This window comes from Pseudomonas sp. SJZ131, assembly GCF_007828705.1.
Lineage (GTDB): Bacteria > Pseudomonadota > Gammaproteobacteria > Pseudomonadales > Pseudomonadaceae > Aquipseudomonas > Aquipseudomonas prosekii.
In genome coordinates this window covers 174,603-200,120 of sequence record NZ_VIVC01000005.1, presented here as the reverse complement: position 1 = coordinate 200,120, position 25,518 = coordinate 174,603, and the positions used below count along the sequence as shown (strand labels likewise).

At 60.6% G+C, this 25,518-nt stretch carries 16 protein-coding genes and 1 pseudogene; 8 read left to right on the top strand and 9 right to left on the bottom strand.

All coding sequences use genetic code 11. The annotated features are described in order from the left end of the window. Window positions 1–63: 63 nt before the first annotated feature. From FBY12_RS21850 to FBY12_RS21825, 6 genes and pseudogenes are all read right to left on the bottom strand, one after another. Window positions 64–507 carry a DUF4234 domain-containing protein gene (locus FBY12_RS21850; RefSeq protein ID WP_121733934.1) on the bottom strand — a complete coding sequence of 148 codons (444 nt, stop codon included), beginning with the start codon at window positions 505–507 and terminating at the stop codon, window positions 64–66. A 275-nt stretch (window positions 508–782) separates the two neighbouring features. Then, window positions 783–2,186, bottom strand: coding sequence for an ATP-binding protein (locus FBY12_RS21845; protein ID WP_145255841.1), 1,404 nt, complete (start codon window positions 2,184–2,186; stop codon window positions 783–785). Next, window positions 2,183–3,994 carry a DAHL domain-containing protein gene (locus tag FBY12_RS21840; protein WP_145255839.1) on the bottom strand — a complete coding sequence of 604 codons (1,812 nt, stop codon included), beginning with the start codon at window positions 3,992–3,994 and terminating at the stop codon, window positions 2,183–2,185. Before FBY12_RS21840 ends, FBY12_RS21845 begins: the two co-directional genes overlap by 4 nt. Further along, window positions 3,991–4,953, bottom strand: a complete 963-nt coding sequence (locus FBY12_RS21835) for a cytochrome-c peroxidase (RefSeq protein ID WP_145255836.1) — start codon at window positions 4,951–4,953, stop codon at window positions 3,991–3,993. Before FBY12_RS21835 ends, FBY12_RS21840 begins: the two co-directional genes overlap by 4 nt. 34 nt (window positions 4,954–4,987) lie before the next feature. Further along, on the bottom strand, window positions 4,988–6,862 hold the full coding sequence (locus FBY12_RS21830; RefSeq protein WP_145255833.1) for a bifunctional diguanylate cyclase/phosphodiesterase: 1,875 nt from the start codon (window positions 6,860–6,862) through the stop codon (window positions 4,988–4,990). A 77-nt stretch (window positions 6,863–6,939) separates the two neighbouring features. After that, window positions 6,940–7,476: pseudogene (locus FBY12_RS21825) on the bottom strand (response regulator transcription factor); the annotation flags it as partial. 263 nt (window positions 7,477–7,739) lie between these two features. On the opposite strand from FBY12_RS21825, the gene FBY12_RS21820 reads away from it, so the two are divergent. The 4 genes from FBY12_RS21820 to FBY12_RS21805 all read left to right on the top strand — a co-directional run bounded on the left by FBY12_RS21820 (window position 7,740) and on the right by FBY12_RS21805 (window position 10,879). Further along, window positions 7,740–9,101, top strand: coding sequence for an HD domain-containing phosphohydrolase (locus FBY12_RS21820; protein WP_145255830.1), 1,362 nt, complete (start codon window positions 7,740–7,742; stop codon window positions 9,099–9,101). Between the two features lie 137 nt (window positions 9,102–9,238). Beyond that, window positions 9,239–9,661, top strand: a complete 423-nt coding sequence (locus FBY12_RS21815; protein WP_145255827.1) for an NUDIX domain-containing protein — start codon at window positions 9,239–9,241, stop codon at window positions 9,659–9,661. A 25-nt stretch (window positions 9,662–9,686) separates the two neighbouring features. Then, window positions 9,687–10,325: a LysE family translocator gene (locus FBY12_RS21810; protein ID WP_145255824.1), complete on the top strand. Its 639-nt coding sequence runs from the start codon at window positions 9,687–9,689 to the stop codon at window positions 10,323–10,325. A 2-nt stretch (window positions 10,326–10,327) separates the two neighbouring features. Continuing rightward, window positions 10,328–10,879 (top strand): GNAT family N-acetyltransferase, encoded by a 552-nt coding sequence (locus FBY12_RS21805; RefSeq protein WP_145255822.1) that lies wholly within the window; start codon window positions 10,328–10,330, stop codon window positions 10,877–10,879. Window positions 10,880–10,973: 94 nt separating this feature from the next. On the opposite strand, the gene metR is transcribed toward FBY12_RS21805, so the two are convergent. Beyond that, complete coding sequence (metR, locus tag FBY12_RS21800) at window positions 10,974–11,891, bottom strand: transcriptional regulator MetR (RefSeq protein WP_092278575.1); 918 nt, start codon at window positions 11,889–11,891, stop codon at window positions 10,974–10,976. A 119-nt stretch (window positions 11,892–12,010) separates the two neighbouring features. On the opposite strand from metR, the gene metE reads away from it, so the two are divergent. Continuing rightward, the gene (metE, locus tag FBY12_RS21795; protein WP_145255819.1) at window positions 12,011–14,335 is read left to right on the top strand and encodes a 5-methyltetrahydropteroyltriglutamate--homocysteine S-methyltransferase; all 2,325 of its coding nucleotides are present in this window, start codon (window positions 12,011–12,013) and stop codon (window positions 14,333–14,335) included. Window positions 14,336–14,374: 39 nt separating this feature from the next. Here the strand turns inward: metE and FBY12_RS21790 are convergent, their stop codons facing one another. Further along, window positions 14,375–17,671 (bottom strand): hypothetical protein, encoded by a 3,297-nt coding sequence (locus FBY12_RS21790; protein WP_145255816.1) that lies wholly within the window; start codon window positions 17,669–17,671, stop codon window positions 14,375–14,377. A 268-nt stretch (window positions 17,672–17,939) separates the two neighbouring features. On the opposite strand from FBY12_RS21790, the gene FBY12_RS21785 reads away from it, so the two are divergent. The 3 genes from FBY12_RS21785 to FBY12_RS21775 all read left to right on the top strand — a co-directional run bounded on the left by FBY12_RS21785 (window position 17,940) and on the right by FBY12_RS21775 (window position 25,162). Continuing rightward, window positions 17,940–18,959: an alpha/beta fold hydrolase gene (locus tag FBY12_RS21785; protein ID WP_145255814.1), complete on the top strand. Its 1,020-nt coding sequence runs from the start codon at window positions 17,940–17,942 to the stop codon at window positions 18,957–18,959. 195 nt (window positions 18,960–19,154) lie between these two features. Beyond that, complete coding sequence (locus FBY12_RS21780) at window positions 19,155–19,820, top strand: DsbA family oxidoreductase (RefSeq protein ID WP_121733922.1); 666 nt, start codon at window positions 19,155–19,157, stop codon at window positions 19,818–19,820. A gap of 122 nt (window positions 19,821–19,942) precedes the next feature. After that, on the top strand, window positions 19,943–25,162 hold the full coding sequence (locus FBY12_RS21775) for a dermonecrotic toxin domain-containing protein (RefSeq protein WP_145255811.1): 5,220 nt from the start codon (window positions 19,943–19,945) through the stop codon (window positions 25,160–25,162). A 20-nt stretch (window positions 25,163–25,182) separates the two neighbouring features. On the opposite strand, the gene FBY12_RS21770 is transcribed toward FBY12_RS21775, so the two are convergent. Then, entirely contained in the window at window positions 25,183–25,512 is a 330-nt protein-coding gene (locus FBY12_RS21770) for a GlpM family protein (protein WP_178111796.1), read from the bottom strand. Window positions 25,513–25,518 lie beyond the last annotated feature (6 nt).

Sequence of the window (25,518 nt, the reverse complement as noted above, 5' to 3'; positions counted from 1 at the left end):
GGACGCCTTCGCGGGCAAGCCTCGCTCCTACAGGTGCCTTGCCGGCGCAAATTGACCGCCAGGCTACATCTTCGCCAGGTATTTCTCTTTAGCGGCCGGCAGGTCGTTGATGCAGTAATTAACGTAATAATCCAGAAAGAGCAGGGTATAAAACACGTTCATTCGAAGCTCGAAGTTGTGCTCGGCCAGTGCATAAGCTCGCAACGCACCCCGTGCACGGAAAACCCAGATAACCACGAGTAAGCCCGAAGCAACCAGCAGGACGTTGCCCAGGAGTATTACGTTCAGGTTGCCCAGTCCTTGCGCAAAACTGCCGATGCCCAACAAAGCCAGGTACCAGATGAAATAGCTGAAGCTCATGGTTTTGATTTTGGTGATTTCTTCTATTGATGCCTGGGTTTTGTGGATCCACACAATGGAGTACAGGCCCATCGTGATCAGCATCAGCAAGAACAGATGAAGTGTTTTGATATTGTTTCTTTCTTTGAGAGCAGAGATGTCGGACATTCCGTATTCCATTGAAGAGCCAAGTCGCAAAGCCGCCGCCAAGCAGCGGAGAAGGCACGCTACCAAACTCTTGCGTAGGAAATTTCCGGATTTGTAAGTCGCTTTTTCGATTTCTATTATTCCCCGCTGAATTCAGAGCCGGTTCCAGGATCCCCAGCTAACCCGCTTTTTGTGGGAGCCGAGCTTGCTCGCGATAGCGGTGTGTCAGCCAGTGAATGACTTGACCGACCCGACGCCATCGCGAGCAAGCTCGGCCCCCACAGGGAAGATGCGGTTTAGCTGGCTAATTTGGTTTGGCGCAGTGGCAGTTCGACGCGAAAGGTTGTGCCGGCGCCGACGACGCTGCGCACCGAGATTTCGCCGTGATGCTTTTTGACGATCCCGTACGACAATGACAACCCCAGCCCGGTCCCCTGGCCAATCGGTTTGGTGGTAAAGAACGGGTCGAAGATTTTCTTCAGGCATTGCGCCTCGATGCCCGAGCCGGTATCCGCCACTTCGAACCAAGCCGTTTCCCCGGCCAGGCCGGTGCGCAAAGTGATCACCCCGCGTTCCGCGCCAATCGCCTGCGAAGCATTGACGATCAAATTCATGATCACTTGGTTGATCTGCGACGGCAGGCACTCGATTTCCGCCAGCAACTGATAATCCTTGACCACATCAGCCTTGTACTTCAGCTCATTGGCGACGATGTTCAGCGTCGACTCCATGCCCTGATGCAAATCCGCCCACTGCCATTCCTGATTGGAGTCGACCCGCGAAAAGTCCTTCAAGTCCTTGACGATCTGCCCGACGCGGCTGATGCCGTCCTTGGATTCCTTGATCAGCAATGGAATGTCTTCGCGCAAAAACTCCAGTTCCACCCGTTCACGCAGCACGCCCAGGCGTTCGATGACCTCGGGCGAGCTGATCGCTTCTTCGGCGCCACGGTAGGCGTCGAGCATTTCCTGCAACTGTTTGAAGTAACCGTCGAGGCAGCCGAGATTGGAAGAAATGAAGCCGATCGGGTTATTGATTTCATGCGCAACGCCCGCCGCCAATTGCCCCAGCGAGGCGAGTTTTTCCGATTGCACCAGTTGCGATTCGAGCAGTTTGCGTTCGTCGATTTCCCGTTGCAGTTCGACGCTGGCCTCCTGAAATTGCCGGGTCCGGCGCTCGACCATTTGCCCCAGATGATCGACCTGGACGCTGGCGCGTTCGGTCATGTGCCACTTGGTCAGCAAGGTGTTGGCCATCTGCTGGACTTCAATGTTGTCGAAGGGTTTTTTCAGGATCAGCAAACGATCATGCGCGTGCAATCGCTCCAGCAGTTCATCCCACGAATAGTCGGAGTACGCCGTACAGACCACCACTTGCAGGCGCGGGTCTTCGTGCCACAAATGCTCGATGGTCTGCGCGCCGTCCCACCCTTCGGGCATGCGCATGTCGACGAACGCCATGGCGTAGGGCCGGTCTTGCTCCAGCGCGGATTTGAGTTTGCCGAGGCCTTCCTGGCCGCCGAACGCCGAGTCGAGCTCGAACAACGCGCGCGCGGGTTTGCTGTCGCCGCCGAACAGCGTCGCTTCCATCTCATCGAGTTCATGCTGCGGCGGCTCCGGCATCAGGATCTTGCGAAAATCCACGTGAATCGACGGCGTGTCATCGATCAGCAAAATGCGGCGGTTCAAAACCGTGCTCATGCGTCGTCCTCCACGGTTTTCAAGGGGATTTGCAGGGTGAACCGCGCGCCTTTGCCCGGTCCGTCGCTGTGCGCCGTGAGGTGGCCGTTCATCTCGATGGCGGCCAGCGCGCAGCTGTGCAAACCGAAGCCGTGGCCATCCTTGCGGGTGGTGAAACCGTGGGCAAAGATGCGCGTCATGTTTTCCTCGGGGATGCCTTCGCCGTCATCCTTGACGCTGATTTGCAGAAGGTTACCGTCGACGATTTTCACCCCGAGGGTGATTTGCCGTGGCCGGTTGCTGAGGTCGGACATCGCGTATTTGGCGTTGCTGATCAGGTTGATCAGGATCAGCAGCAAGCGGTGTTTGTCGCCCATCACCTGCGGCACTTCGGCGTAATCCTTGACCACCGTGACGTGGTGGCGGGTGAGGGCGCCGGAGTTCATGCGCAAGGCGTCTTCCAGCAGTTCGCTGATGTGCAGCGGTTCCAGCAGGCTGTTGGCGCCGGCATAGGATTGCTGGGTGGCGACGATGTCCTTGATGTGATCGACGCTCTTGGTCAATTGCGCCAGTTCGTCGGCCATGCCTTGTTGCTCCAGCGCAATCGCCTCCACCAGTTGATTGAGGTAGCCGGGGAGCAATTTGCCTTTCTCGTCTTGATCCAGAAACGTGCCCAGATCATGCGGGTGCTGATTGATCAATTGCATGGCTTTGCCCAGCCCCAACGCCTTGCTGTTGCGCAGTTTGCGCGTGACCAGGTCGGCGGAAATATTCACGCTGTTGAGCACGTTGCCGACGTTGTGCAACACGTTGGTGGCGATTTCGGCCATGCCCGCCTGGCGCGCGGTGTCGAGCAGTTCACTTTGGGTGTCCTTGAGTTCGCGGGTGCGTTCTTCGACGCGCTGTTCGAGGTCATCGTTGGCCGTTTGCAGGGCGCTGTTGACGCGACTGATCTCGGAAAAACTGCGCATCAGGCGAATCGCCAGATACACCAGCACCAGCACCAGCAGCGCCGAAAACACCAGCATGAAAAAGTGATAGCGCTGGTTCACCGCGTCGGTCTGTTGCTGGTCCTCGTTGAGCAGGTTGTTGATGGCGTCCAGACGTTGCGCGATGGCCACCGCTTCGATTTTTTCCAGCAAGCCGTTGACGATCGGTTGCTCGCGCAGAATCAGCGCGACGTGGTTGCTCAAGGTGTCGAGCGGGACGTGGAAGGCTTCGGGCAAGCGCTGTTTGTTCACGCCCATTTTGTTCAGGCCGACCAGAATGTCAGCGGCGCGCTCATCGGACGTGACCTGCGCAAACTCCAGGCTGCTGAGCAGCAAGTCATAGGTGTCGGTGGCGATGTTCTGCAGTTGCAGCGGGTCAACGCCGACCACTTGAGTCAGCGGTTGCTGGATGTCGTCCTCGGCGGTCGGCAGGTACGCCAGTGAATTGCGCAGCACCGCGTTGTGCGATTTGAACTGCTCGACCAGCCGGGTTTTTTCCTTGATCGCGGCGAGATAAGCGTCGTGGCTTTCCTTCCATTCAGGCGAGGCGTTGCGCCCGTGGTTCGACTCCATGCTTTCGAAGTGTTGCCACAGTTCGGTCATTTCGGTCAGCGGCGTGACCAGCGGATCGTAGTTGTGATTGAGGGTGATCCGCGCCTTCAACACCTCGGTTTCCCACTGCGCATTCAGCTGTTTCATCCGCCCGATGACGTCGCGCGATTCGGTGTAGGTGGTGGTCTGGTCGGAACTGGATTTGAGGTAGAGAAACAGCAACACCGAGGCGAGGATCAGCGCGACCATGGCGAGCAAAGCGAGGTTGCGATGGCGGGATATTGTCATAAGGGCTTGCCCTCCCATTCACCCGTCAGGGTCTTGAGGAATTGCACGATCAGGCTTTTGTCTTCTTCGGAAGGCACGCGCCCGAGTTGGTACCTGAACATCACGCTGACCGCTTCTTCGAGGGTCTCTACCGAGCCGTCGTGAAAGTACGGCGCGGTCACTGCGACATTGCGCAGGCTCGGGACCTTGAACACGTTGCGGTCCTCTTCATCCTTGGTCACCAGATAACGCCCGAGGTCGGCGTCGGTCGGATTGCCGCGCGCCGCGAAGTAGTCGGCCATCACCCCGAGTTTCTGGAACATGTTGCCGCCGATGTTCACCCCTTGGTGACACGCAATGCAGCCGTAGTCCTTGAACCGCTGATAGCCGTACTTTTCCTCAGTCGTGAGCGCGTCGGTGTTGCCTTGCAGGTATTGGTCGAAACGCGAATTGGCGCTGACCAGCGTGCGCTCGTAACTGGCCAGGGCGTTCTGCACATTGCCCAGGGTCACGCCGTTCGGGTAAGCCTTGGCGAACGCGTTTTTATAGCTCGGATCGGCGCTCAACGTTTGCAGGACGTGGTCCCAGGTGCTGCCCATTTCTGCAGAGCTTTGCAGCACTTCGTGGATCTGTGATTCGAGGCTGGTCGAGCGGCCGTCCCAGAACTGGCGGAAATTCAGGCTGGCGTTGAACACGCTGGGCGTATTGACGGCCACCGGTTTACCGTCGAAACCGATGGATAACGCCTTGGTGTCAGCGCCGCCATGCTCCATTCGGTGGCAACTGGCGCACGACAGATTGCCGTCGAGCGACAGGCGCGGTTCGTTGAACAACTGCCGACCGAGTTCGACGCGCTCGGGATTCTGTTGCGGCACGGCGGGTAACGGTTTCAGTGGTTCGTCCAGCGGCGCGGCGCGCAGATTCAGACTGCTCGCCAGCAAAAGCAGCGACAAACACAAACAGGAGCGGTTGAACGACATCAGGTAATTCCTTGGCGGTGGCGCAGCGTGTCGCTCATGTCTGGGCTGAGGGCAGCGGTTTCACCAGCATCAGGTAATGCGCAAAAGCATCCGGCGCCACGGCTTTGCAGAAGTAATAACCCTGGCCTTCTTCGCAATGATGGGACTTGAGGAAATCCAGTTGTTCGAGGGTTTCGATACCCTCGGCTATCACCGTCAGATTGAGGCTTTTGCCCAGGCTGATGATCGCGCTGACCAGCGCCGCATCGCTGCTGTCACGGTTCAAGCCGCGAATGAATGACTGGTCGATTTTCAACACGTCGATGGGAAACCGGCGCAGGTAACTCAGGCTCGAATAACCGGTGCCGAAATCGTCGATGGCCAGCCGCACGCCGAGCGCTTTGATGCGGTTCAGCGCAGTGACCGTGGCGTCGACGTTCTGCATCAGCACGCCTTCGGTGATTTCCAGTTCGAGCAAAGTGGGCTGCATGCCGGTCTGCTTGAGGATCAATTCGATGCTGTCGACAAAGTCGCGCTGGCGAAAATCGATGGCCGAAACGTTCACCGAAATGCAGATTTCCGGCAACCCGGCGGCTTGCCACAGGCACGCCTGACGACAGGCCTGCGCCATCACCCATTTGGTCAGCGGCACAATCAGCCCGCTGTCCTCGGCGACGGCGATAAAGTCCGACGGATAGACCCAGCCTTGCCCCGGTTTTTTCCAGCGGATCAGCGCTTCGGCGCCAACCACCTGGCCAGTGCTCAAGTCCATTTTCGGTTGGTAATGCAAGACAAATTCGTTGCGCTCCAGCGCCAGACGAATGCCCGACTCGATGCTTTGCTGTTCGCGCGCCAGTTGATTCATTTCGTCGATAAAGAAGCTGAAATCGTTCGGGCCGTTTTCCTTGACGCTGCGCATCGCGGTTTCGGCTTTCTTGATCAGCGCAATGGCGTCGAGGCCGTCATCCGGGTAAATGCTGATGCCCAGACTGGCGGTCACGCTCAAGTCGTGGCCGGCGATGTGCTGCGGCGCGCGGATCGCGCTCAAGAGTTTTTCGGCGATGCCTTTGGTCTGCTGCGGATGACGAATGTCGGCGAGGATCACCACGAACTCGTCGGAGCCGTAGCGAAACACTGAATCGGATTCGCGTACCGTCGCCACGAGGTTTTGCCCGACCCGCTTGAGCATCTCGTCACCGGCCGGATGGCCCAGCGCATTGTTGATGCGCTTGAAGCGGTCGAGCCCGAGAAACATCACCGCCAGTTGTTTGTCATGGCGCCGCGACAGTGCCAGCGACTGGTTCAGTCGATCACCGAGCAACGTGCTGTTGGGCAATTCGGTGAGCACGTCGTACTGCAACAAATGCGAGACCTTTAGCAGTTCATGCACGCGCGCCTCGATGGTTTGTTCCAGGCTCAGGACTTTCATCGCCGCGTCCTGCGCCATCTGCCATTTCCAGGTCAGGGCGCTGGCCATCTGGCGGATTTCCAGGCTGTCGAACGGCTTTTTCAGCACCAGCAACTGATCGCCGAATTCCAGGCGTTCGGCCATTGCCTCCCAGCTGTAATCGGAATACGCGGTGCACAGGGCGATTTGCAGGTTGCAATCGACTTTCCACAGTTGCTCGATGGTTTCCAGGCCGTCCCAACCCGGCGGCATGCGCATGTCGATGAACGCCAGCGCATACGGCCGGCCTTCGGCGCGCGCACGTTTGACCAGTTGCAGGGCTTCTTCGCCCTGATAGGCAGAGTCGAGCTGAAAGGTCAGCCGCTCCGGTTGCGTGATGCCGAACAACGCTTCTTCGGTGCCGGCCAGGCTCTGTTCGACGTGCGCGTCGGGATCGAGGATTTTGCGGAAATCCAGATGAATCGACGGCGTGTCATCGATGATCAGGATGCGCCGGTTGGTCCGCACGAAAGGCGTCTTCATCGGTTGTCCTCCGTGAGAGGCGGCGGAGCGTCCGAACCCTGTGCAGCGGGTAATTCTGCTGGTTGCGGATCATTCGCTTTGACCGCTTGTTCGAGCAACGCGATCTTCAGCGCAGCGTCCGCGCTGATTTTCCATTTGGTCGTAAGCGCATTGGCCATCTGGCGGATTTCAATGGCGTCGAAGGGTTTTTTCAGGATCAGCAAGCGGTCGCCAAACGCCAGCCGCGCGTCGATATCTTCCCAGGAATAATCGGAATACGCGGTGCACAGCACCACTTGCAGCTTGGGATCGACTTGCCACAGGCGTTCGATGGTCAGCAGGCCGTCCCAGCCCGGCGGCATGCGCATGTCGATGAACGCGAGGGCGTAGGGCAGGTCGTTGGCGAGCGCGGTTTCGACTTTGCTCAGCGCTTCGAGGCCTTGAAACGCCGAATCGAGGAGGAAGCTTTGTGCGGTGGCGGCTGCCGTCGATCCGAAAAGTGCGCGTTCGGTGCTGTCCAGATCGTCGTCGTCATTCGACTGCGGACCGAGGATTTTCGCGTAATCGGCGTGAATCGAAGCCGCGTCATCGACGATCAGGATGCGCCGGTTGACGGTTGCAGGTAGCGCATTCATTGGGTTGCGCCTGGGCCGACTGCAGTTCGAAACGGTCTGTTCATAGGGGCATCCTTTCCCTGATCACCTGGCCGAGCGGTTACAGAATGTGGTCCGAGTGGGGTGAGCATAGTCGCCTTGGCTGGAGTTCGCTCGGGCGCGGGGCTGAATCAGTTGCCGGCTGCGGGCGAATATCATCTAGCCTGTAGGTCAGGCTCCGGCAAGAGTGGATTTTTGTCGCCGGCCTGGCTCAACGATCCACCCGTTTCACTCGAGGTAACGCCATGGAAGAGCTACTCCCGACGACTTTGACCGATAGACCCACGGTGTTGCTGGTCGATGACGAGGAATCAATCCTCAACAGTCTGCGTCGTCTGCTGCGCGGCCAACCCTTTGACGTGCTGTTGGCCAGCGGCGGTGCGCAAGCGCTGGAAATCATGGCGCAGCGGCGCATCGATCTGGTGATGACCGATGCGCGCATGCCGAACATGGATGGCGCGACGTTGCTGGCGCATATCCACGATCTCTACCCGAGCACCACGCGCATTCTGCTGACCGGTTACGCTGATTTGCCGACGATCATCAAGGCGATCAATGACGGGCAGGTTCATCGCTACATCAGCAAGCCGTGGAACGACGACGAGATGCTCCTGACCTTGCGCCAGGCCTTGCAGCATCAGCATTCCGAGCGTGAACGCCAGCGGTTGGTGCAACTCACGCGACAGCAGAACGAGCAACTCAAGACCCTCAACTCGACTCTGGAAAAACACGTCGCGGCGCGCACCGCCGAGCTGCAACAGACCGCCGACATGCTCGATCTGGCCTACGAAGAGCTCAAGCACAGCTACGTCACCGGCACCGAAGTGTTCTCGTTGCTGGCCAACCTGCGCCTGCCGCCAGCCAAGCAGACCAACCGGCAGATCATCGAACTGGTGCGCGTGTACTGCAAACTCCACGGTCTGGACGAGGGCACCAGCCGCGACCTGACCATGGCCGCCGCGCTCTATAACATCGGCAAATTGAGCTGGACCGACAGCATGATGACCACGCCGTCAGACATGCTCCATCACTTGGATCGCGACCGTTATCGCGAGTACCCCAAGCAAAGCGAATCGCTGCTGATGACCCTCGACCCGATGAAGGATGCCGCGCGGCTGATCCTGCACCATCAGGAGCGCTGGGACGGCAACGGTTTCCCGGATCGGCTCAAGGGGGAGGCGATTCCGCTGGGCGCGCGGTTGCTGAAACTGGCGGTGGATTTCATCGAATTGCAGCGCGGCTTGATCCTCGAACGGCAGATGAACAGCGACGAAGCGCTGGTGTACATCCGCAATTACGCCGGGCGGCTTTACGACCCGGATCTGGTCGAGGATTTCATTCAGGTCTGCGCCGCGTACCTCAGCGACGTGACGCTGGCCGACCCATCGGTCAAGGTCCTGACCACCCGCGACCTGGCGCCGGGCATGCTGCTGGCGCGCAATCTGAACGCCGACAACGGCATGTTGCTGCTCAATGCCGGCAAGGTCTTGAACGCGCCGCTGGTGGACAAGCTGATTGCCTTCGAAACCATGGAAGGCGCCAAGTACAGCGTGTTCGTGAAAATCCCCGAAGAAGCCGCAGCGCAACTGGAGCGGGCCGACTCCTGAATGCAGGCTGCCGAACACCGCAGCTCTTTGTAGGAACGAGGCTTGCCCGCGAAGGCAATTTCAAAGACGCCTTCGCCGGCAAGCCTGGCTCCTACAGGGTATTCTGTCGGCCTTTCAATTCAGACCGACCCTGACCAATGTCCACCATCCCCCGCATCATCCGCATCGCCGCCGCGCTGCTCATTGACCCAACTGGCCGCACATTGCTGGTGCGCAAACGCGGCACCGTCGCGTTCATGCAGCCGGGCGGCAAAATCGAATCGCATGAACAACCGGTCAACGCCCTGGCCCGCGAACTCGAAGAGGAACTCGATCTGCGCATTGACCCGGCGCACGCCACCTACCTCGGCCAGTTCTCGGCGCCCGCCGTGAACGAACCGGGTTTTATCGTCGAAGCCGAACTGTTCTTGCTGACCATCGATGCCAGCGTCAGCCCCGCAGCCGAAATCGAAGAAGTGCAATGGATCGACCCGATCAGCGACGCCGATCTGCCGTTGGCGCCATTGACACGTGACGTGATCCTGCCGTTTTATCGAGCCTCGTTGCAGACAACCGCCTGATCACTACAAAACCGAAGGCCGCCCAATGATCCCGCTTCAGGACTTGCTGATTTTCGCCGCCGCCGCGTTGCTCATGGTGCTGACGCCGGGGCCGAACATGATCTATCTGATCTCGCGTTCGATCTGTCAGGGACGCAAGGCAGGCATAACGTCATTGCTCGGTGTGGTCGCGGGATTTTTCGTGCATCTGTTTGCCGCTGCAGCGGGTTTGACTGCGGTGTTTCTCGCGGTGCCGATGGCCTATGAAGTGCTGAAATGGGCCGGCGCCGTGTACCTGTTGTGGCTGGCTTGGCAAGCGGTGAAACCGGGCGCTCGCTCGCCGTTCGAGGCCCAGCAGTTGCCGGCGGATTCGTCGCGCAAACTGATCACCATGGGGTTTCTCACCAGCGCGCTGAACCCGAAGATTGCGGTGTTTTATCTGTCGGTGTTCCCGCAGTTCATCTCGCCGGAACACGGCTCGCTGTTCAGCCAAAGCATCATCCTCGGCCTGACGCAGATCAGCGTGAGTTTCTGCGTCAATCTGTTGATCGCGATCTTCGCTGCGGGGATTGCCTCGTGGTTCGTCAACAACCCGACATGGCTGGCGGCGCAGCGTTATTTCATGGGTTTTGTCTTGGCGGCGCTGGCGCTGCGGCTGATGCTTGAACAACGCAAGGCGGCCTGAACATGTGGATTGAACGCCTGAATGCCAGCCATGCTTTGGACTACCGAGCGCTGATGCTCGAAGCCTATGACTTGCATCCGCAGGCGTTCACTTCCAGCGTGCGCGAACGCGCGGTGATGCCGCTGAGTTGGTGGGAAGCACGCTTGACCAGCAAACTCGACCTGCTGTTTGGCGCGTTTGAGGACGGGCAGTTGGCGGGGATCGTCGGGTTGGCGTTAGAACCTCGGGAAAAAGCTCGGCACAAGGCAACCTTGTTTGGCATGTACGTGTCGGGCAAGGTTCGCCAGCGCGGCGTGGGGTTCGAGCTGGTGCAAGCGGCGCTGGCCGAGGCGCAAAACCACGCGGGTTTGCGCGTGGTGCAGCTGACGGTGACGGCCGGCAATGACGCCGCATTCAAGCTCTATCAGCGCTGCGGCTTCATCCAGTACGGCCTCGAACCACTGGCGGTGCGCGTCGGCGAAGGCTACTTCGACAAAATCCACATGTGGCGCGAAATCCAGACCGCCGCAACCCTCCAGACCGCTCCAACCCTCCAAAACGACCCAACCCTGTAGGAGCGAGGCTTGCCCGCGAAGCTTTTGCCAGCCTTGAACACGCCTTCGCGGGCAAGCCTTGCTCCCACAAGTTCAGTCGCCGCGGATCGTTCCATCAACGCACAGCGCTGACGCCATCCAACGTCGAGAACGAGGTGTCTTTGGCCGTCAGCAGGAAGTCGCGCATGTACGGCGCGTCGAGCATGTCGGCGCGAATCCCCGCGTACAGCGTCGCAAACAAACCTTTCTCGCCCAGTCGTTTGCCCTTCACATAACCGCGTGAGCTGTATTCATGCAGCGCCCAATGCGGCATGCCACACACGCCGCGACCGCTGGCGACAAGTTGCATCATCATCACTGTCAGTTCCGAGGTGCGCACCAACGCCGGCTCAACGTCGGCCGGTTCGAGGAACCGCGTGAAGATGTCCAGGCGATCGCGCTCGACCGGGTAAGTGATCAGGGTTTCGCTGCGCAAATCTTCCGGGACGATGTACGCCTTGTTCGCCAAACGATGCTGGTTGGCCACCGCGACCATCGCTTCATACGTGAACAACGGCACATAGGTGATGCCCGCCAGTTCCAGCGGATCGGACGTCACCACCAGGTCCAGATCACCGCGGGCCAGCGCCGGCAGCGGCGCAAAGGAAAACCCCGAAGCGAGGTCGAGTTCGACTTCCGGCCAGGCATCGCGGAACTGGTCGATGGTCGGCATCAGCCACTGAAAACAGCTGTGACACTCGATGGCCATGTGCAGGCGCCCAGCAGTGCCGCCGGCCAGTCGGGCGATGTCGCGTTCGGCGCCACGCAGTAGCGGCAGGGTTGCGTCGGCCAGTTGCAGCAAACGCAAACCGGCGCTGGTGAACCGCACCGGTTTGGTCTTGCGCACGAACAACGGCATGCCCATGCGTTCTTCCAGCTCCTTGAACTGGTGGGACAAAGCGGACTGCGTCAGGTGCAGGCGGTCGGCGGCATCGACGAGGCTGTCGGCCTCGCGCAAGGCATGCAGGGTTTTCAGGTGACGGATTTCAAGCACCGGGGGCTCCATGAGGAAAACTTGTGATCAACACGAAAAGGTTGAGTTTGTCTCATGTTGGCTTGCCTGTCGACAATAGGGCCATGTTTTACAACATCATTTGAAGGGAGAAACCCACCATGGCTCTGGCTCACACACTTGGTTTTCCACGCATCGGCGCTGATCGCGAACTGAAAAAAGCCCTCGAATCGTATTGGAAGGGCGATCTCGATCAGGACGCATTGAAGAGCGTTGGCCGCCAATTGCGCGCCACCCATTGGCAATTGCAGAAAGACGCCGGGATTGATTTGCTGCCGGTCGGCGATTTCGCCTGGTACGACCAGGTGCTCAGCCATTCGCTGGCCTTCGGCGTGGTGCCGCAGCGTTTCGACAGCACCCTCGATGACAAGCGCCAGCCGACCCTCGACACGTTGTTTGCGATGGCGCGCGGCGCGACCACTTCGTGCTGCGGCGGTGGACACAACAAAGCGCAATACGCTCAGGAATTGACCAAGTGGTTCGACACCAACTACCACTACCTGGTCCCGGAATTCAGCGCGGAGCAACAATTCAAACTGAGCTGGGAACAGCTGTTTGATGAAGTCGAAGAAGCCAGGGCGCTGGGCCACAACGTCAAACCAGTGATCATCGGCCCGCTGACTTACCTGTGGCTGGGCAAGGTCAAATCCAGCGGCGACGACCACGACTTCGACAAGCTCGAACTGCTCGAACGTCTGCTGCCGGTGTACAACGAAATCCTCGGTCGCCTCGCCGAACAAGGCGTGGAATGGGTGCAGATCGACGAGCCGATCCTCACCCTCGACCTGCCGCAAGCGTGGAAAAACGCCTTCGAACGCGCTTACCACATCCTCCAGTATTCGCCGCTGAAAAAACTCGTCGCGACCTACTTCAGCGGCCTCGAAGACAACCTCGGCCTCGCGGTCAGCCTGCCGGTGCAAGGTCTGCACATCGACGCGGTGCGTGCGCCGGACCAACTCGGCCAAGTGCTCGATCGCCTGCCGACCTACAAGATTCTCTCGGTGGGCCTGGTCAACGGGCGCAATGTCTGGCGTTGCGAACTGGAGCAAGTGCTGGCGCAACTGCAACCGGCGCAAGAGCGTTTTGGCGACAACCTGTGGGTCAGCAGTTCCTGCTCGTTGCTGCACAGCCCGGTGGACCTGGAGCGTGAAGACAAACTCGACCCGGAGCTGAAATCGTGGCTGGCCTTCGCCGTGCAGAAGTGCGGAGAAATCGCCGTGCTGCGCGATGCCCTCAATGATCCGCAAGCGCCGAAAGTCCAAGCTGCGTTGGCCGCAAGCCGCGCGATCCAGGCCAACCGTGCGCAATCGCCGCGCATTCACAAAGCCGAGGTGCAGGCGCGACTCTCCGCGATTGGCGCCAGCGACAGTCAGCGTGTTTCACCGTTTGCGCAACGCATCGAGCAACAACGTGCACGCCTGAAACTGCCGGCGTTCCCGACCACCACGATTGGCTCGTTCCCGCAAACCGCTTCGATCCGTTTGGCGCGTCAAGCGTTCAAGCAAGGCAAGCTGTCGGCCAACGATTACACCGACGCCATGCACAGCGAAATCCGCCACGCCGTGCAAATTCAGGAACGCCTGGGGCTGGACGTGCTGGTGCACGGTGAGGCCGAGCGCAATGACATGGTCGAGTACTTCGCCGAGCAACTCGACGGCTACTTGTTCACGCGTTTCGGTTGGGTGCAGAGCTACGGTTCGCGCTGTGTGAAACCGGCAATCATCTACGGCGACCTGAGCCGCCCGAAGGCGATCACGGTCGACTGGATCAGCTACGCGCAGAGCCTGACCGACAAGGTCATGAAGGGCATGCTGACCGGGCCGGTGACCATGCTGATGTGGTCGTTCCCGCGTGAAGACGTTTCGCGCAAAGTCCAGGCGCAGCAGTTGGCGCTGGCCCTGCGTGACGAAGTGGTCGACCTCGAAACTGCCGGGATCAAAATCGTGCAGATCGACGAAGCGGCGTTCCGCGAAGGCCTGCCGCTGCGCCGGGCGCAATGGCAGGAATACCTTGATTGGGCGGTGCAAGCCTTCCGCCTCACGGCATCCGGTGTGCGCGACGAAACGCAGATCCACACGCACATGTGCTACAGCGAATTCAACGACGTCATTGAAGCCATCGCGGCCATGGACGCCGACGTGATCACCATCGAAACCTCGCGCTCGGACATGGAACTGCTTGAGGCTTTCAACGCGTTCGACTACCCCAACGACATCGGCCCGGGCGTCTACGACATTCACTCGCCACGGGTGCCGGACACGGCTGAGATGGTCAAGTTGATGAGCAAAGCGGTGCAGCGCATTCCTGCCGAGCGTTTGTGGGTCAACCCCGATTGCGGTCTGAAAACCCGCGCCTGGCCAGAGACTGAAGCGGCGTTGGTGAACATGGTCGCTGCGGCGCGGCAGTTGCGCAGTCAGTTGGCGTAACGCCGCATTCGCCAGCAGGTGCGCGCCACTGGCGGTTCTCTACAGGCTCATTCTTTGCAGCTGTATGTGCGAGGTGTCCCAGTCGTTGCCGGTTCCGGAGGGCTCATGGTTGATGTAGTAGAGGGTCATCTCGGAAGTGCTGGCGACGAAAGACAACTGCATCGAGACGACTTGATGGACCACCGAAAGCGTGTACACCGGCGATCGGTGCCCGGCACTGGTGCCCAATTGCAGCCGGGGGTGAACGTAGGGCGTATTCGAACGGAAAACCCCTGAGGAAAGCAGGTAAGTCGCGCCCGGGGTCAGGTCACTGAATATCCTTTGCAGTACCGTGCCGCTCGAATTATTGGTGAAAGTCTGATTGTGCAGGTGGTAGTAATTTTGTCCTGGGTGCGCAATCCAGGAAAAATCATCCTGCCGGCCGGCCCCGCCCCACGTCCATCCCGCCCAATTCTGTGCGGAGAACTGCGCTACATGCAGCGCCAGACCTTCCAGGACAGTGGCGATGCGGGTCGCTGATCCGTTGCTGCCATCGGTGGTGCGCACGGTGATGGTGTGCGTGGTTGCAGTGAACGTGCGCGTTGGAACAGTCCATACACCGGCGGCGTCGACCGCGAACAAGCCGATCGGAACGTTGTTGATCAGCACCTCTACCGATTGCCCCGACGGCCCGGTCCCGGTGATGCCCAGGCTGCGGTAATAAGTCTGGCCACGGTCGGGGACCACGCCGCCTCCGGAGGTCACCGAGGTAATGGTCGGCGCTGCGGTGACGTTGAGCACGCTGAGCTCCAATACCTGCGAATCCTTCTGTGCCGCGCCGCGAATCAACTCGTAGGAAACCCTGACCACCAACCCCAGATTGGCCGCGATAAATCCCCGGTTCAGCGCAAAATCGGCCTGTCCGCCAGCGTCCAGTGGCAATGCACTGAACGTCGGCGAACCATTGCCAGCGCTGCCACGCACGATCAACTTCACCTGATCGCCCGGCGTGAACCCCGCAACAACCACTCGCCCTGTCGCCCCTTGCGGATTGTCCTTGGGGTCGAGCACGCCGTTGGGCGCGACCAGCACCCGAGGCGGCGGCAAGTCCGGCAAAGCTTGGCCGACGACGCGCGCGTTGGCGATTTTCGAATGGGCAATCACTGCGCCGTTTCTCGACTGCGTATAGCTCCCGGTCACCACATCTGCGCAGACGACCCGGTTGTTCGGCACTTCGAGTGCGAGCGGATTGGGCTGTCCGAATTGACCGGTCACCGTCCCTTCCACAAAAAAATCAGCCGCCGAGGTGCTGCCGTACAGGGCTTTTATGCTGTCGCCGATGGCAAATTGCGGGGCGAAGGTGCGGACCAGCATGATCAGGTTGTTGTTGCCCAGCTGTTGCAGGTCAATGATCGCCGGGTCGGTGTCGTTCGGATGGTCAAAAAAGATCGGCGCCGGCCGCCGAATTCCGGCGAGGTCGACGTCGATGATCACTGGGGCAGAGAACGCGTCGCTCGGGTCTGCACCGTTGCTGATCTGGTCATGCACGGTGTAGGCGAACACAAACTGCGGGCTGTCGCCGGCCTGCTGGAACTGTTGCGCGGTCAACGTGCGCCCGATGCACACTGGCGCCGCGCCACCGAACTGCGCCGCCTCGCCGGGCAGCACCGTGAAGCGCACGGTCAGGGCGCCCATGCGCAACTCGATCACATCGTGCGCTCGGCAATAGGGGTAGCAAAAGCTCACCTGCACACCTTGCGCGGCACGCCCGGCGTCGAGGCCGTTGTCGATGATGTCCTGCGGCAATTTCAGTTGCAGCTCCGAGTGGCCGGGCACGGTATCAAGGTCTCTGTTGCCCGGCCGGATCGCGTTGTACAAGACTTGCAGTGGCGGCAGCGATGTTTGCGTATTACTGCCGACACGGTTGACCCTTACCTCAAGAATATTCACCGCTGCGGGGTTGAGGCGACCGTTGGGAATCGTCATCGGATGCCGGTCATTCTCGGTGCCGGGCCGGATGAAATCGGTGTCGACGATGTTGCCATTCAGTAGCAGGTCAAGCACATCGAACGCGGCTGCGCCGATCACCGGATCAATAATCACCTGGGCGCCATTGGGCGCGTTGTCGTCGTAAATCCGCAGTGGTACGCCGCAATGCGCGCCCACTACCGGTTCGGTGCTGCCCAATATGATCGGCGGGAAAATCTGCAGGATGATGTTTTCCGCTGCCGCGAGAATTCCACCCGCCGCGAACTCGCCTGGCGCCTGTTGCGGTGACGCTTCGGCCGCACTGACTCGGCGGGTATTGCCAACGATGAGTATTTCCCGGGAGGGCAGCTGCTGCTCGCCACCCTTGGCGTCGGTGCGAGTAAAGAACAACCGGGCGCTGCCGCCGGCAAGCTCTTGAATCGTGTTGTTGGCAACGCTGAATTCCAGCGTTGTTTGGCCTTCGAGGATTTGCTCTTGGGTGAACAGCTTGATCCCGCCGGTGCGGTCCACGCCGCTCCAGACCAGCGTGAAACGGTCGCCGGCCGTGAAGGCCCGAGTATCCAGACTGACGGTGACTGTCTGACTGCCCAACTGGCTCAGGTACAGCGCGTTCTGTTGATCGACGCCGGACACCGTCGGCGCAACGGGCGTGGCGCTGCCGGTCTGAATCATCACCGCAAGCCCCAGTGAGTGATCCGTCGCGCGGTTGCCGACGGCGTCGCTGATTGTGTAGTACAGGACAATCGCGCCATCGCCGTTGCTGGCCACCATTTTCGGCGACAAGGTAAACGTCAGCGGCTGGCCGACCTCGTGCGCAGTGACGTTATGCGGCAAGGTCCAGTTGCCACATTTGAGCATCACCACATCGTTGTGACGCATGCCGGGGTAGGGCGCGATGCGCACCGTTTCAGCCTGTCTGCCGTCCAGGGTGGTCGGGGTCAGTTGTGGCGGCGTCAGCAGAAAATGCCCGGGCGCCTCCGGTTTCGGGTCTACGCCGCCGGGCAACACGGTTTTGACCAGCACTTTGAGCGGCGCCGACTGTTCCACGTTGACCCGATAGCTCAGGCTGATAATTCCGTCCGGCACGCACTTCGCCGGGATGTTGCGCACGATGGGCTCGCCGTTGCATGGCCGCTCGACCAACGACACCAGCACCAGCTGCTCGTCGATAAATACCAGCAGCTTGTCGCCCGGTTTGACCGCCTGCGAGTCAATGGCAATCTGCAACGCCCCGGTCTGCAGCATCGCCAGATTGACCCCCACCTGCGCGTCTTCGATCAGGGCGATGGCGCCCGGTATTTCCGGCGCCGGGCGAGGGTAATGATCGGCAGACAAGGTTAGAGGCAGATCGGTTGTCTCAGGGCTCACGGGCGGATCTCCGGCAACGGGCGGCGCTTGGCCGTAAAGACGAGTGGTGGCTGATTGAATGCCCTGCGGATCGCCTTGCCTACTGTCAGAAATTACAGGTCGGTGAGTGTTTCCGATCAGCGGTTGCAAGCCGCCAGATGCTCAGCGCCGCGCAGCAACCGCGACCGCTCGGCGACTTTCATCAAACTGTCACGCAACTGTGGCAGCGCGCTGGCAAAAACTTCATCAGACTCGCGCTCTACTGGGGTTCTGCGTTTCGGTGTTTTTCATGCGTGCATTTTTATGGGTGGCGGCGCTGTTGTTCAGCCTGCCGGTTTTCGCGTCTTCGCGGTGTGATGTCGACGTTCCTGTCGAACAGGTCGATCTGGGCCAGGTCAGCCTGGCTTACCAGAGCATCGGCCGGGCCTCCGATCCGGCGTTATTGCTGGTGATGGGGCTGGGCGGGCAACTGATTCACTGGCCCGATGAGGTGGTGGTTGCGCTGTGTCAGCAAGGTTTTCGGGTAATCCGCTACGACAATCGCGACGTCGGTCTGTCGACGTGGCGGCAGGCACCGGACAACGCCAACCTGACTTTCGAAGTGCTGCGCTACAAGCTCGGTTTGCCGGTGTCGGCGCCGTACTCGTTGACCGACATGGCCGATGATGGATTGGCGCTGATGAACGCGTTGCACGTCGAGCAATTCCATGTGCTGGGCGTGAGCATGGGCGGGATGATCGCCCAGCACATGGCGGCGATGGCACCGCAGCGGGTCGAGAGCCTGACGCTGATCATGACCAGTTCCGGCGCCGAAGGTTTGCCGGCACCGAACGCAGCGCTGGTGCAATTGCTGGCGCGGCGCAGTGCGCCGAATCGTGAAGTGGCGTTGCAACAACAGGCCGATTTGCTCGCAGCGCTGGGCAGTCCGGCGGTGACCGATGATCGGCAGATGCTGCTGGAACAGGCCGCCGCTTCCTACGACCGCGCGTTCAACCCCGAAGGCGTCAAGCGGCAGATCATGGCAATCCTTGCGGAGCCGAGCCGGGTGGCGTTGCTCAATCAATTGCGCGTGCCGACACTGGTGGTGCACGGCACGGCGGATCCGCTGTTGCCGGTGATGCACGGCGTGCATTTGGCGGCGCACATTCGCGGCAGTCAGTTGAAACTGATTCCGCAGATGGCCCATCGTTTTCAGGAAGCGTTCAAGGCACCGTTGCTGGCGGCGGTGTTGCCGTATCTGCAAAGCCATCGCGAAGACACCTCGCACTGGGCGCAGATTGAACCGGCCGCCACCCCGAAAATCCTGTAACGCATCCTATGTGTAGGAGCAGAGCTTGCTCGCGAAGAGGCCGTCACCTTCAACGTTGATGTTGGCTGACACGGCGCTTTCGCGAGCAAGCTCTGCTCCTACGGGTCAGGTGTGAGGGCAGGGGCCGGGTGCGCGCTGGCGGTCGTCGGGTGTATGGTTCAGGTTTTGTGGCGCGATGAACCTGCGAGGTACGCGATGAGTAATTCCCTGAAAATCGATTTTGTCAGCGACGTCTCCTGCCCGTGGTGCGTGGTCGGCCTGTACGGCCTGACCCAGGCGCTGGATTTGCTCGGTGACGAGGTGCAGGCCGAGATCCGTTTCCAGCCGTTCGAGCTGAACCCGAACATGGGCCCCGATGGCCAGAACATCACCGAACACATCACTGAAAAGTACGGCTCGACTCCAGAGCAATCACAGCAGAATCGCGAAATGATCCGCGCCCGTGGCGCCGAGGTCGGCTTTGCGTTTCGCACCGACGCCAACAGCCGCATCTACAACACCTTCAACGCGCATCGCTTGCTCTACTGGGCAGGGCTGGAAGGTTTGCAGTTCAATCTGAAAGAGGCGCTGTTCAAGGCGTATTTCAGCGAGGGCGGCAACCCGTCCGACCCTGCGCAATTGGCGGCGATTGCTGAAAGTGTCGGGTTGGATCGTCAGCGCGCCGAGCAGATTCTGGCCTCGGATGAGTACACCAGGGAAGTCAAAGAAGAGGAGCAACTGTGGCTGTCGCGCGGCGTCAGTTCGGTGCCGACTGTGGTGTTCAACGGGCAATACGCGGTCACCGGCGGCCAACCGGTCGAAACGTTTGTCGGGGCGATTCGCCAGATCATCAGCGAAGCCAAGGGCGGCACGGTCAGCTAACCGTCGTCGAATTTTCCTCAAATGCGATAAATATGTACCGCCCGGCGTGATCGCCGACCCCTTCTAATGGGCCCGAACAGCGGCGAGGATCGGCCTCGCCGACGACTCGATCAGGCCCATGGATGGACAGACAACCTCACGATCACGCTCCGGTTCGCGACATTCGTTTCGATAGCCTCGACGACCTGCCTCGGCGTGATGAACGCCTGTTTCTCGCCGCTGTGCAGCGTTGGCAAGACTGCCGGGATGAATTTGCTGCGCTGATGGCAGACGCACCTGATTCCGCGCCGCGTCAGCGCTGGGACGATTGGTGGGACGCGCGCGCACGAGGTACGGCGGTGTCACGCTGGACGCGCGCGATCGAGCTGTTTCGCAGGCATTTTGATGCCGCTGCGCAGACGACCTTCGCCCAGGGTCAGCTCAGTGCCGCGCAACTGCAATCCGTCCAGGCGCTGACAACCCCCGCGCAACTCCCGGCGCCGCTGATTACCGAGCGACTGGGTGGTACTCAGATTGCGCAAGACGCGGAATGGGCTGCAGCGCTGCTAATCACCACGGTCAGCGGCCCGCTGCTGTACTTGCCCGCGCGACAACCGGCACTGCTGGCGTTCGATACGCGGGCCGCGTTGCAAGCGCATTTGGGCCTGGAGCAATTGTCGCAACACTCCACCCACTCCATCGCACCCGCGATCATCACTGACAGCCCGCCGGACGATCCGCTGCTCGAAGCGCTGACACGTTGGCGTGCGCATTGCGTGCAAGCGCCACAAGCGTGGAGTCAGCAGCGGCAGATTCAAGTGCTGTTCGCCGCACCACCAGCGCCCGGCGATTTCGTTATGTCTGAGGTCGAAGACGACGAACGCGCGGTGCCGCTGTTCGGTTCATTGAACGCTGATTTGTCATTGAGCCATCGGCGTAACGCAATCGAACAGCAACGACTGGCCATCGAAAGCCTGCTCGATGATGAACAAGGCGTGGCGCAACCGGACCGGCTCGCAGCGCTCAAACGTTGCTTCGATGCGCTCGACAGCGCCGAAGAAAACGCCCGGTCGGCGGCCAAAGCCTTGCTCGACCGCCGCCCGGCATTACGATTGCTCGAACTGCGCCAGCGGCCGAACGCCGATTACGACGCGTTGCACCTGGCGCGTTTGGTCGGGTTACGCGCCGAGGCCGAGGTGCAGCGTTGGTTGCGGCAGATCAGCGAGGTCGAGCAGGCCTGGGTGCAGGCGGCGCTGGACAATCCCAAACGCGCCGACCGCAGCCAAGCAGTGATGGTCGCCCGATTGAGCCTTGCAGCCAGTCCGACGCTCAGCACCACGCTCGACGGGCCACTGGTCATTACCTCTGAAACCACCGGCGACGCGCTGTTGCTTTACTGGCCCGGCAGCACTGGCGGCTTGCAGCGTTTTGCCTCGTTGCAGGCGCTGGAACATGCGGTGTTCAAACTCCGGGCCATCGACAGCGAATGGTCGCTGCAACTGTCGCCGCTGTTCGGCGATCCCTTTGAATACAGTCTGCAAAATCAGCTGTACGCCTGCGAACAGCGAGTGGCCAGGGTGTTGACCGACAATCCGCTGGCCACCCATGGGCGGCAGCGTCGCGTCGAACTGGAAAAATGCCTGCTGGAAACCCTCGACAGCCTCGGCGTGCCGGTACACCAGGCGCGCGAGCAGGCTTATCTGGATCTCCTCGAACAGCAGCAGACGCACGCCTTGGCCGGGCATTTGCCGCAGTGGTTGAGTCAGGCGTCACCGGCCCGGCGCGCCAGCCTCAAAGCCTCGGTCACGGCGTTCATCGATGCGATGAAAACCTCGCACGCGCTGCTTGAACGGGACCTGCCGCAGCGCGACGATTTCGCCCGCAAGCGCATCGATGAACGCCTGCGCAAAGACTTCTCGCTCACACAGGCATTCAGCATTACGCTGGACCTGCCGGACTCGACGAGCTGGCGCAAAACCCTCGTCGAAGGTGCCGCGCCGGGCACACCACAACGCAATGTGCTGACCGCCAGCAGCCAGCGCAGCACGCTGTCGATCGCGCAATTGGCGCCGGGCAATATCGACCAGCCGTTGTGGTTGCGCCTGACCTTCATGAAGGTCGAGGTGATCGCCGATTCGGCTACTGAGCGCGAAGCTCTGCTGCAGGGCGTGACCTTGCCGTACCTGCGCCAGCTCGTCACCGATCTGGATTTGGCCGGTCACTATGAAGGGCTGATTTACCGCGCCTTCATGGGGTCGACCGCCGCCACCGCATTCGCCAACGAGCACCGTCGCGAATGCCTGACCGAACCGTTCCGCCAGATGCTGAAAATGCGCGGCGACTCGGCGCTGCTGCAACAGCAGATTCAGGAGGATGGCTGGCAAATCCTCAATATCGCCATCGACGCCAATAATGCTCAGGCGTTCGCCGCCAATGGCCAGCGCATCGTGCTGCGGCCAGCAACGCTGACCGTCGGCGGGCCCGACACCGACGACGGGCCGACCGGCTTGTCAGGCCTGACATTTATCGAGGAACAACGCAGCGGCACGACCCTGCTGTACTTGCCGGACAGCCCCGATGGGCAGTTTTTCCACCAACGCGCCACGCTGCAATTGGCCCGCGAACTGCTGTTCAACCTGTGCCTGCGCCCGGTGATGGTCGACTACCTCGCGGGCCTCGCGTTGAAGGGTGATGGTGCCCACCACGTCAGCCGGATCAATCAGGCGCGCAAGGTCAATTTCGCGGCGTTGATCGGTGCCGGCACTGCTTGGCCGGCGACGACTTCGCTCGCCGCGCATTTGCTCAACGCGCACATGGGCCGTTTGATCGAAGCGCATCGGGCAACCTCGCGTTCCAACCTTGCTCTGGCGCTGGAGCGTTATGCCTTGCAGGGCGGCGCGCTGTTCAACTACCTGAAAATGGCCCTGGGCATGCTGCCGTTTGTCGGCAGCGCCGTCGCGCTGTACGACGCCTGGGACAGCGCCAACCTCGCAGCGGCGGCGTTTTTGCGCGGCGAAGCGGGGCATGGGCTGACGCAACTGGAATCGGTGTTGTTGTCGCTGATCGATGCCGCGATGGACATCCTTCCCGGCGCGTCGGCCAGTCCGGGCATGGCGCGCGCTTTGACTCGCCAGCGTCAGGTCAAGGCGTTGCTCAAGGGCACTGCGGGTGTGCAGCGTTCGTCGATGCGCAAAGTGAAGCATCGCCTCGACCAGTTTGCCGGTTATGAGTACGAGGGCGCGGTGTCCCTTGAGGGCGTGCAACCGCACAGCGACGGCGTGTATCGCAACGTTTATCGGCATGCCTCGGGGGATTTCATTCTGCGTCAGGGGCGGATTTATCAAGTGCGACTGGTGGACCGGACGATGCGTTTGTCCGGCACGCGCGCTCGGACTTATCAACAAGCGATTGCGCTGGACGAGGCGGGGCAGTGGGATACGCGTTTTGCGCTGCTCGGCACGCTGGCCGATGAAGGTCTGGCCGGTGGCGGCAATCTGCTCGGGCATCTGGCTGATGGGCTAGAGCCGATGTGGCCCGCCGCAATTCGTCGCTGGTTGCCACGCTGGCTGACTGATCGCGCGGCGGAACATCAACGCCGCCTGGGTCGGACGATTGATGCGCTGTCGCTGCAACTGGATGCGCAACACCGACGCAGCAATCAGGCGATCCGCCAATACAACGAGGCTGACCCGGCAATCCGCCGTTCTACCCTCGATGCGGTCGACCGTCGCTGCGCCAATGACATCGAACTGGCACGCCAACGTCATGACCACTTGACCCAAATGCTCGCCGTGAGCCACGGCAACCGGCGCCAGAACACCCTGGAGCTGTTGAGCCAATCGGCGCTGGTGGTGGTCGAGCGTTACTTGCACCGGAGCAATCTGGCCCGTGATCGATGCCTGGATTATCTGGCCGACATCGGTTTGCTCAGCGAGCAGATGCTCAACCTGCCGGCCGGCAATCTTCGCACCAGTCTGCGCCTGGCCGGACAATCATCGCGCTTGCGCCTCCGATTGATTGAGGAACTGCATGGTATCGACAAGAACATGGCGCAGATCGAACTGTGGCGCCAACGCATCACCATGCGCGGTGACAAGGCGCACATTGCGCAAGAGCTGGAACAGGCCGCCAATGCTTTGTCCGAAGGCAAACGCGACTACCTCAAGAGCCTTAACTATTTGCCGATGCTGACGCGCTACGACCGGGTTTTCGATTCGTCGTGGATCTACCTGCATCGGCGCATGACCCGCGCTCGCGCCAAGGTTTATGACGCGTTGAACAGCCAGTTCGACTTGCCGGAAGTCATCGCCAACGTGCATCGACGCAACCAGATTCTCGGCGAATGCATCGAGGTCTACGACCAGTTTGGCCGTGACTTGATCGTCTGGGCGGCGGGTTATTCGCAGCACTTTGATTCGCCCTGGATTGCGCCGACCCTGGAGCAACTCAAGCGCATGAGCAACCACGCACGGCACGGGATCAAGAACGGCATCAAGCAATCGGCGAATGCGCGCAACAGCGGCAAGGAAATCTTCGAAACCGACGGCAATCGGCTGATGGTCGGTGAAAAACAAGTCGACCCGCTGACGCGCCAGACCCGTTTCACCACCACCGGTGAAGATGGCCGCGTTGAACACTGGCTGCCCGCCAGCGCTGGCAAATATCAGCGTCAGATGCCGCCGGAGCCTTTGCAGCCGGATGTCCCGATCGACCGTCAGGCGCTATTGCGCGAAGCTCGCCAGCGGCTGGCGGCGCAGGATGACTACCGCAGGAAGGTCGACGGCTACGCGCGGCAAAACATGCTGCCCGCCGATCTCGATTACATGCTGACCAGCGAGGCCGCCGAACTGCGGTTGCGCGCGCGGCGCATCAGCCGGGTAGCGGCGCAAGATCCGATTGTTGCGCAGCTGCACACCAAGGCCGATGAACTGATCAGGGTCGGGCGTGACTTGCGCATCGAAAAAATGCTCAGCAGCACCACGCCCACCGAAGGCTATCTGCACGAATTGCACGAGTTGGCACCGGCAGGACAACCGCTGATAAAAATCCGCAAGGTCGGCACGCTGGTGGAGCAGGGCAGGCGCGCCGATGGGCGACTGGATTTCCTTCAGGAGTTTGAAGTGCTGAACTTGAGCGTCGAACCGCCGGAACCCTTGTGGTATGCGCACTTTCATTTCAACACCGGCAAACCGCAGTTCAATCGCTTCGACAAGGCGCACCTGAAAACGCCGGCGCAGCGCAACCTCGGGTTGAAGTGGCAACAAAAACAGGCCAGCACCGGCGCGGTAGTTGATTCGATCTGGCGCGGCCCGATTGGCAAACCGTTCGCCGAGCAGTATTTCGCGCCGCTGTTCGATACCTGAGAGGTGCGCTGCCGCTTGGCTCAGCTGTGCAACCGCACCCACACCGAGACCAGCACGCTGGCGGCGATCAGCCAAGCGACCGCCGCCACCGCCAGTGACGCCTCCAGGCGCAAACGGTCGACCATCACGTACAACGTCGCGAGGTAGATGAAGTACGGGATGATCGACCACATGCCGAAGACAATGGTGGTCTTCAAATCGTCCAGCGAACGGCCCTTGCCGACGATGTAATGGGCGATCAGGGCGAAGGTCGGAAACAGCGGCACCAGCCCGGCGATGTAATAGTTTTTGGTCTTCGCCAGCGCAGCGAGGATCAACACCACCGCCGCGCCCAGCGCTGCTTTCAGAATCAGGTC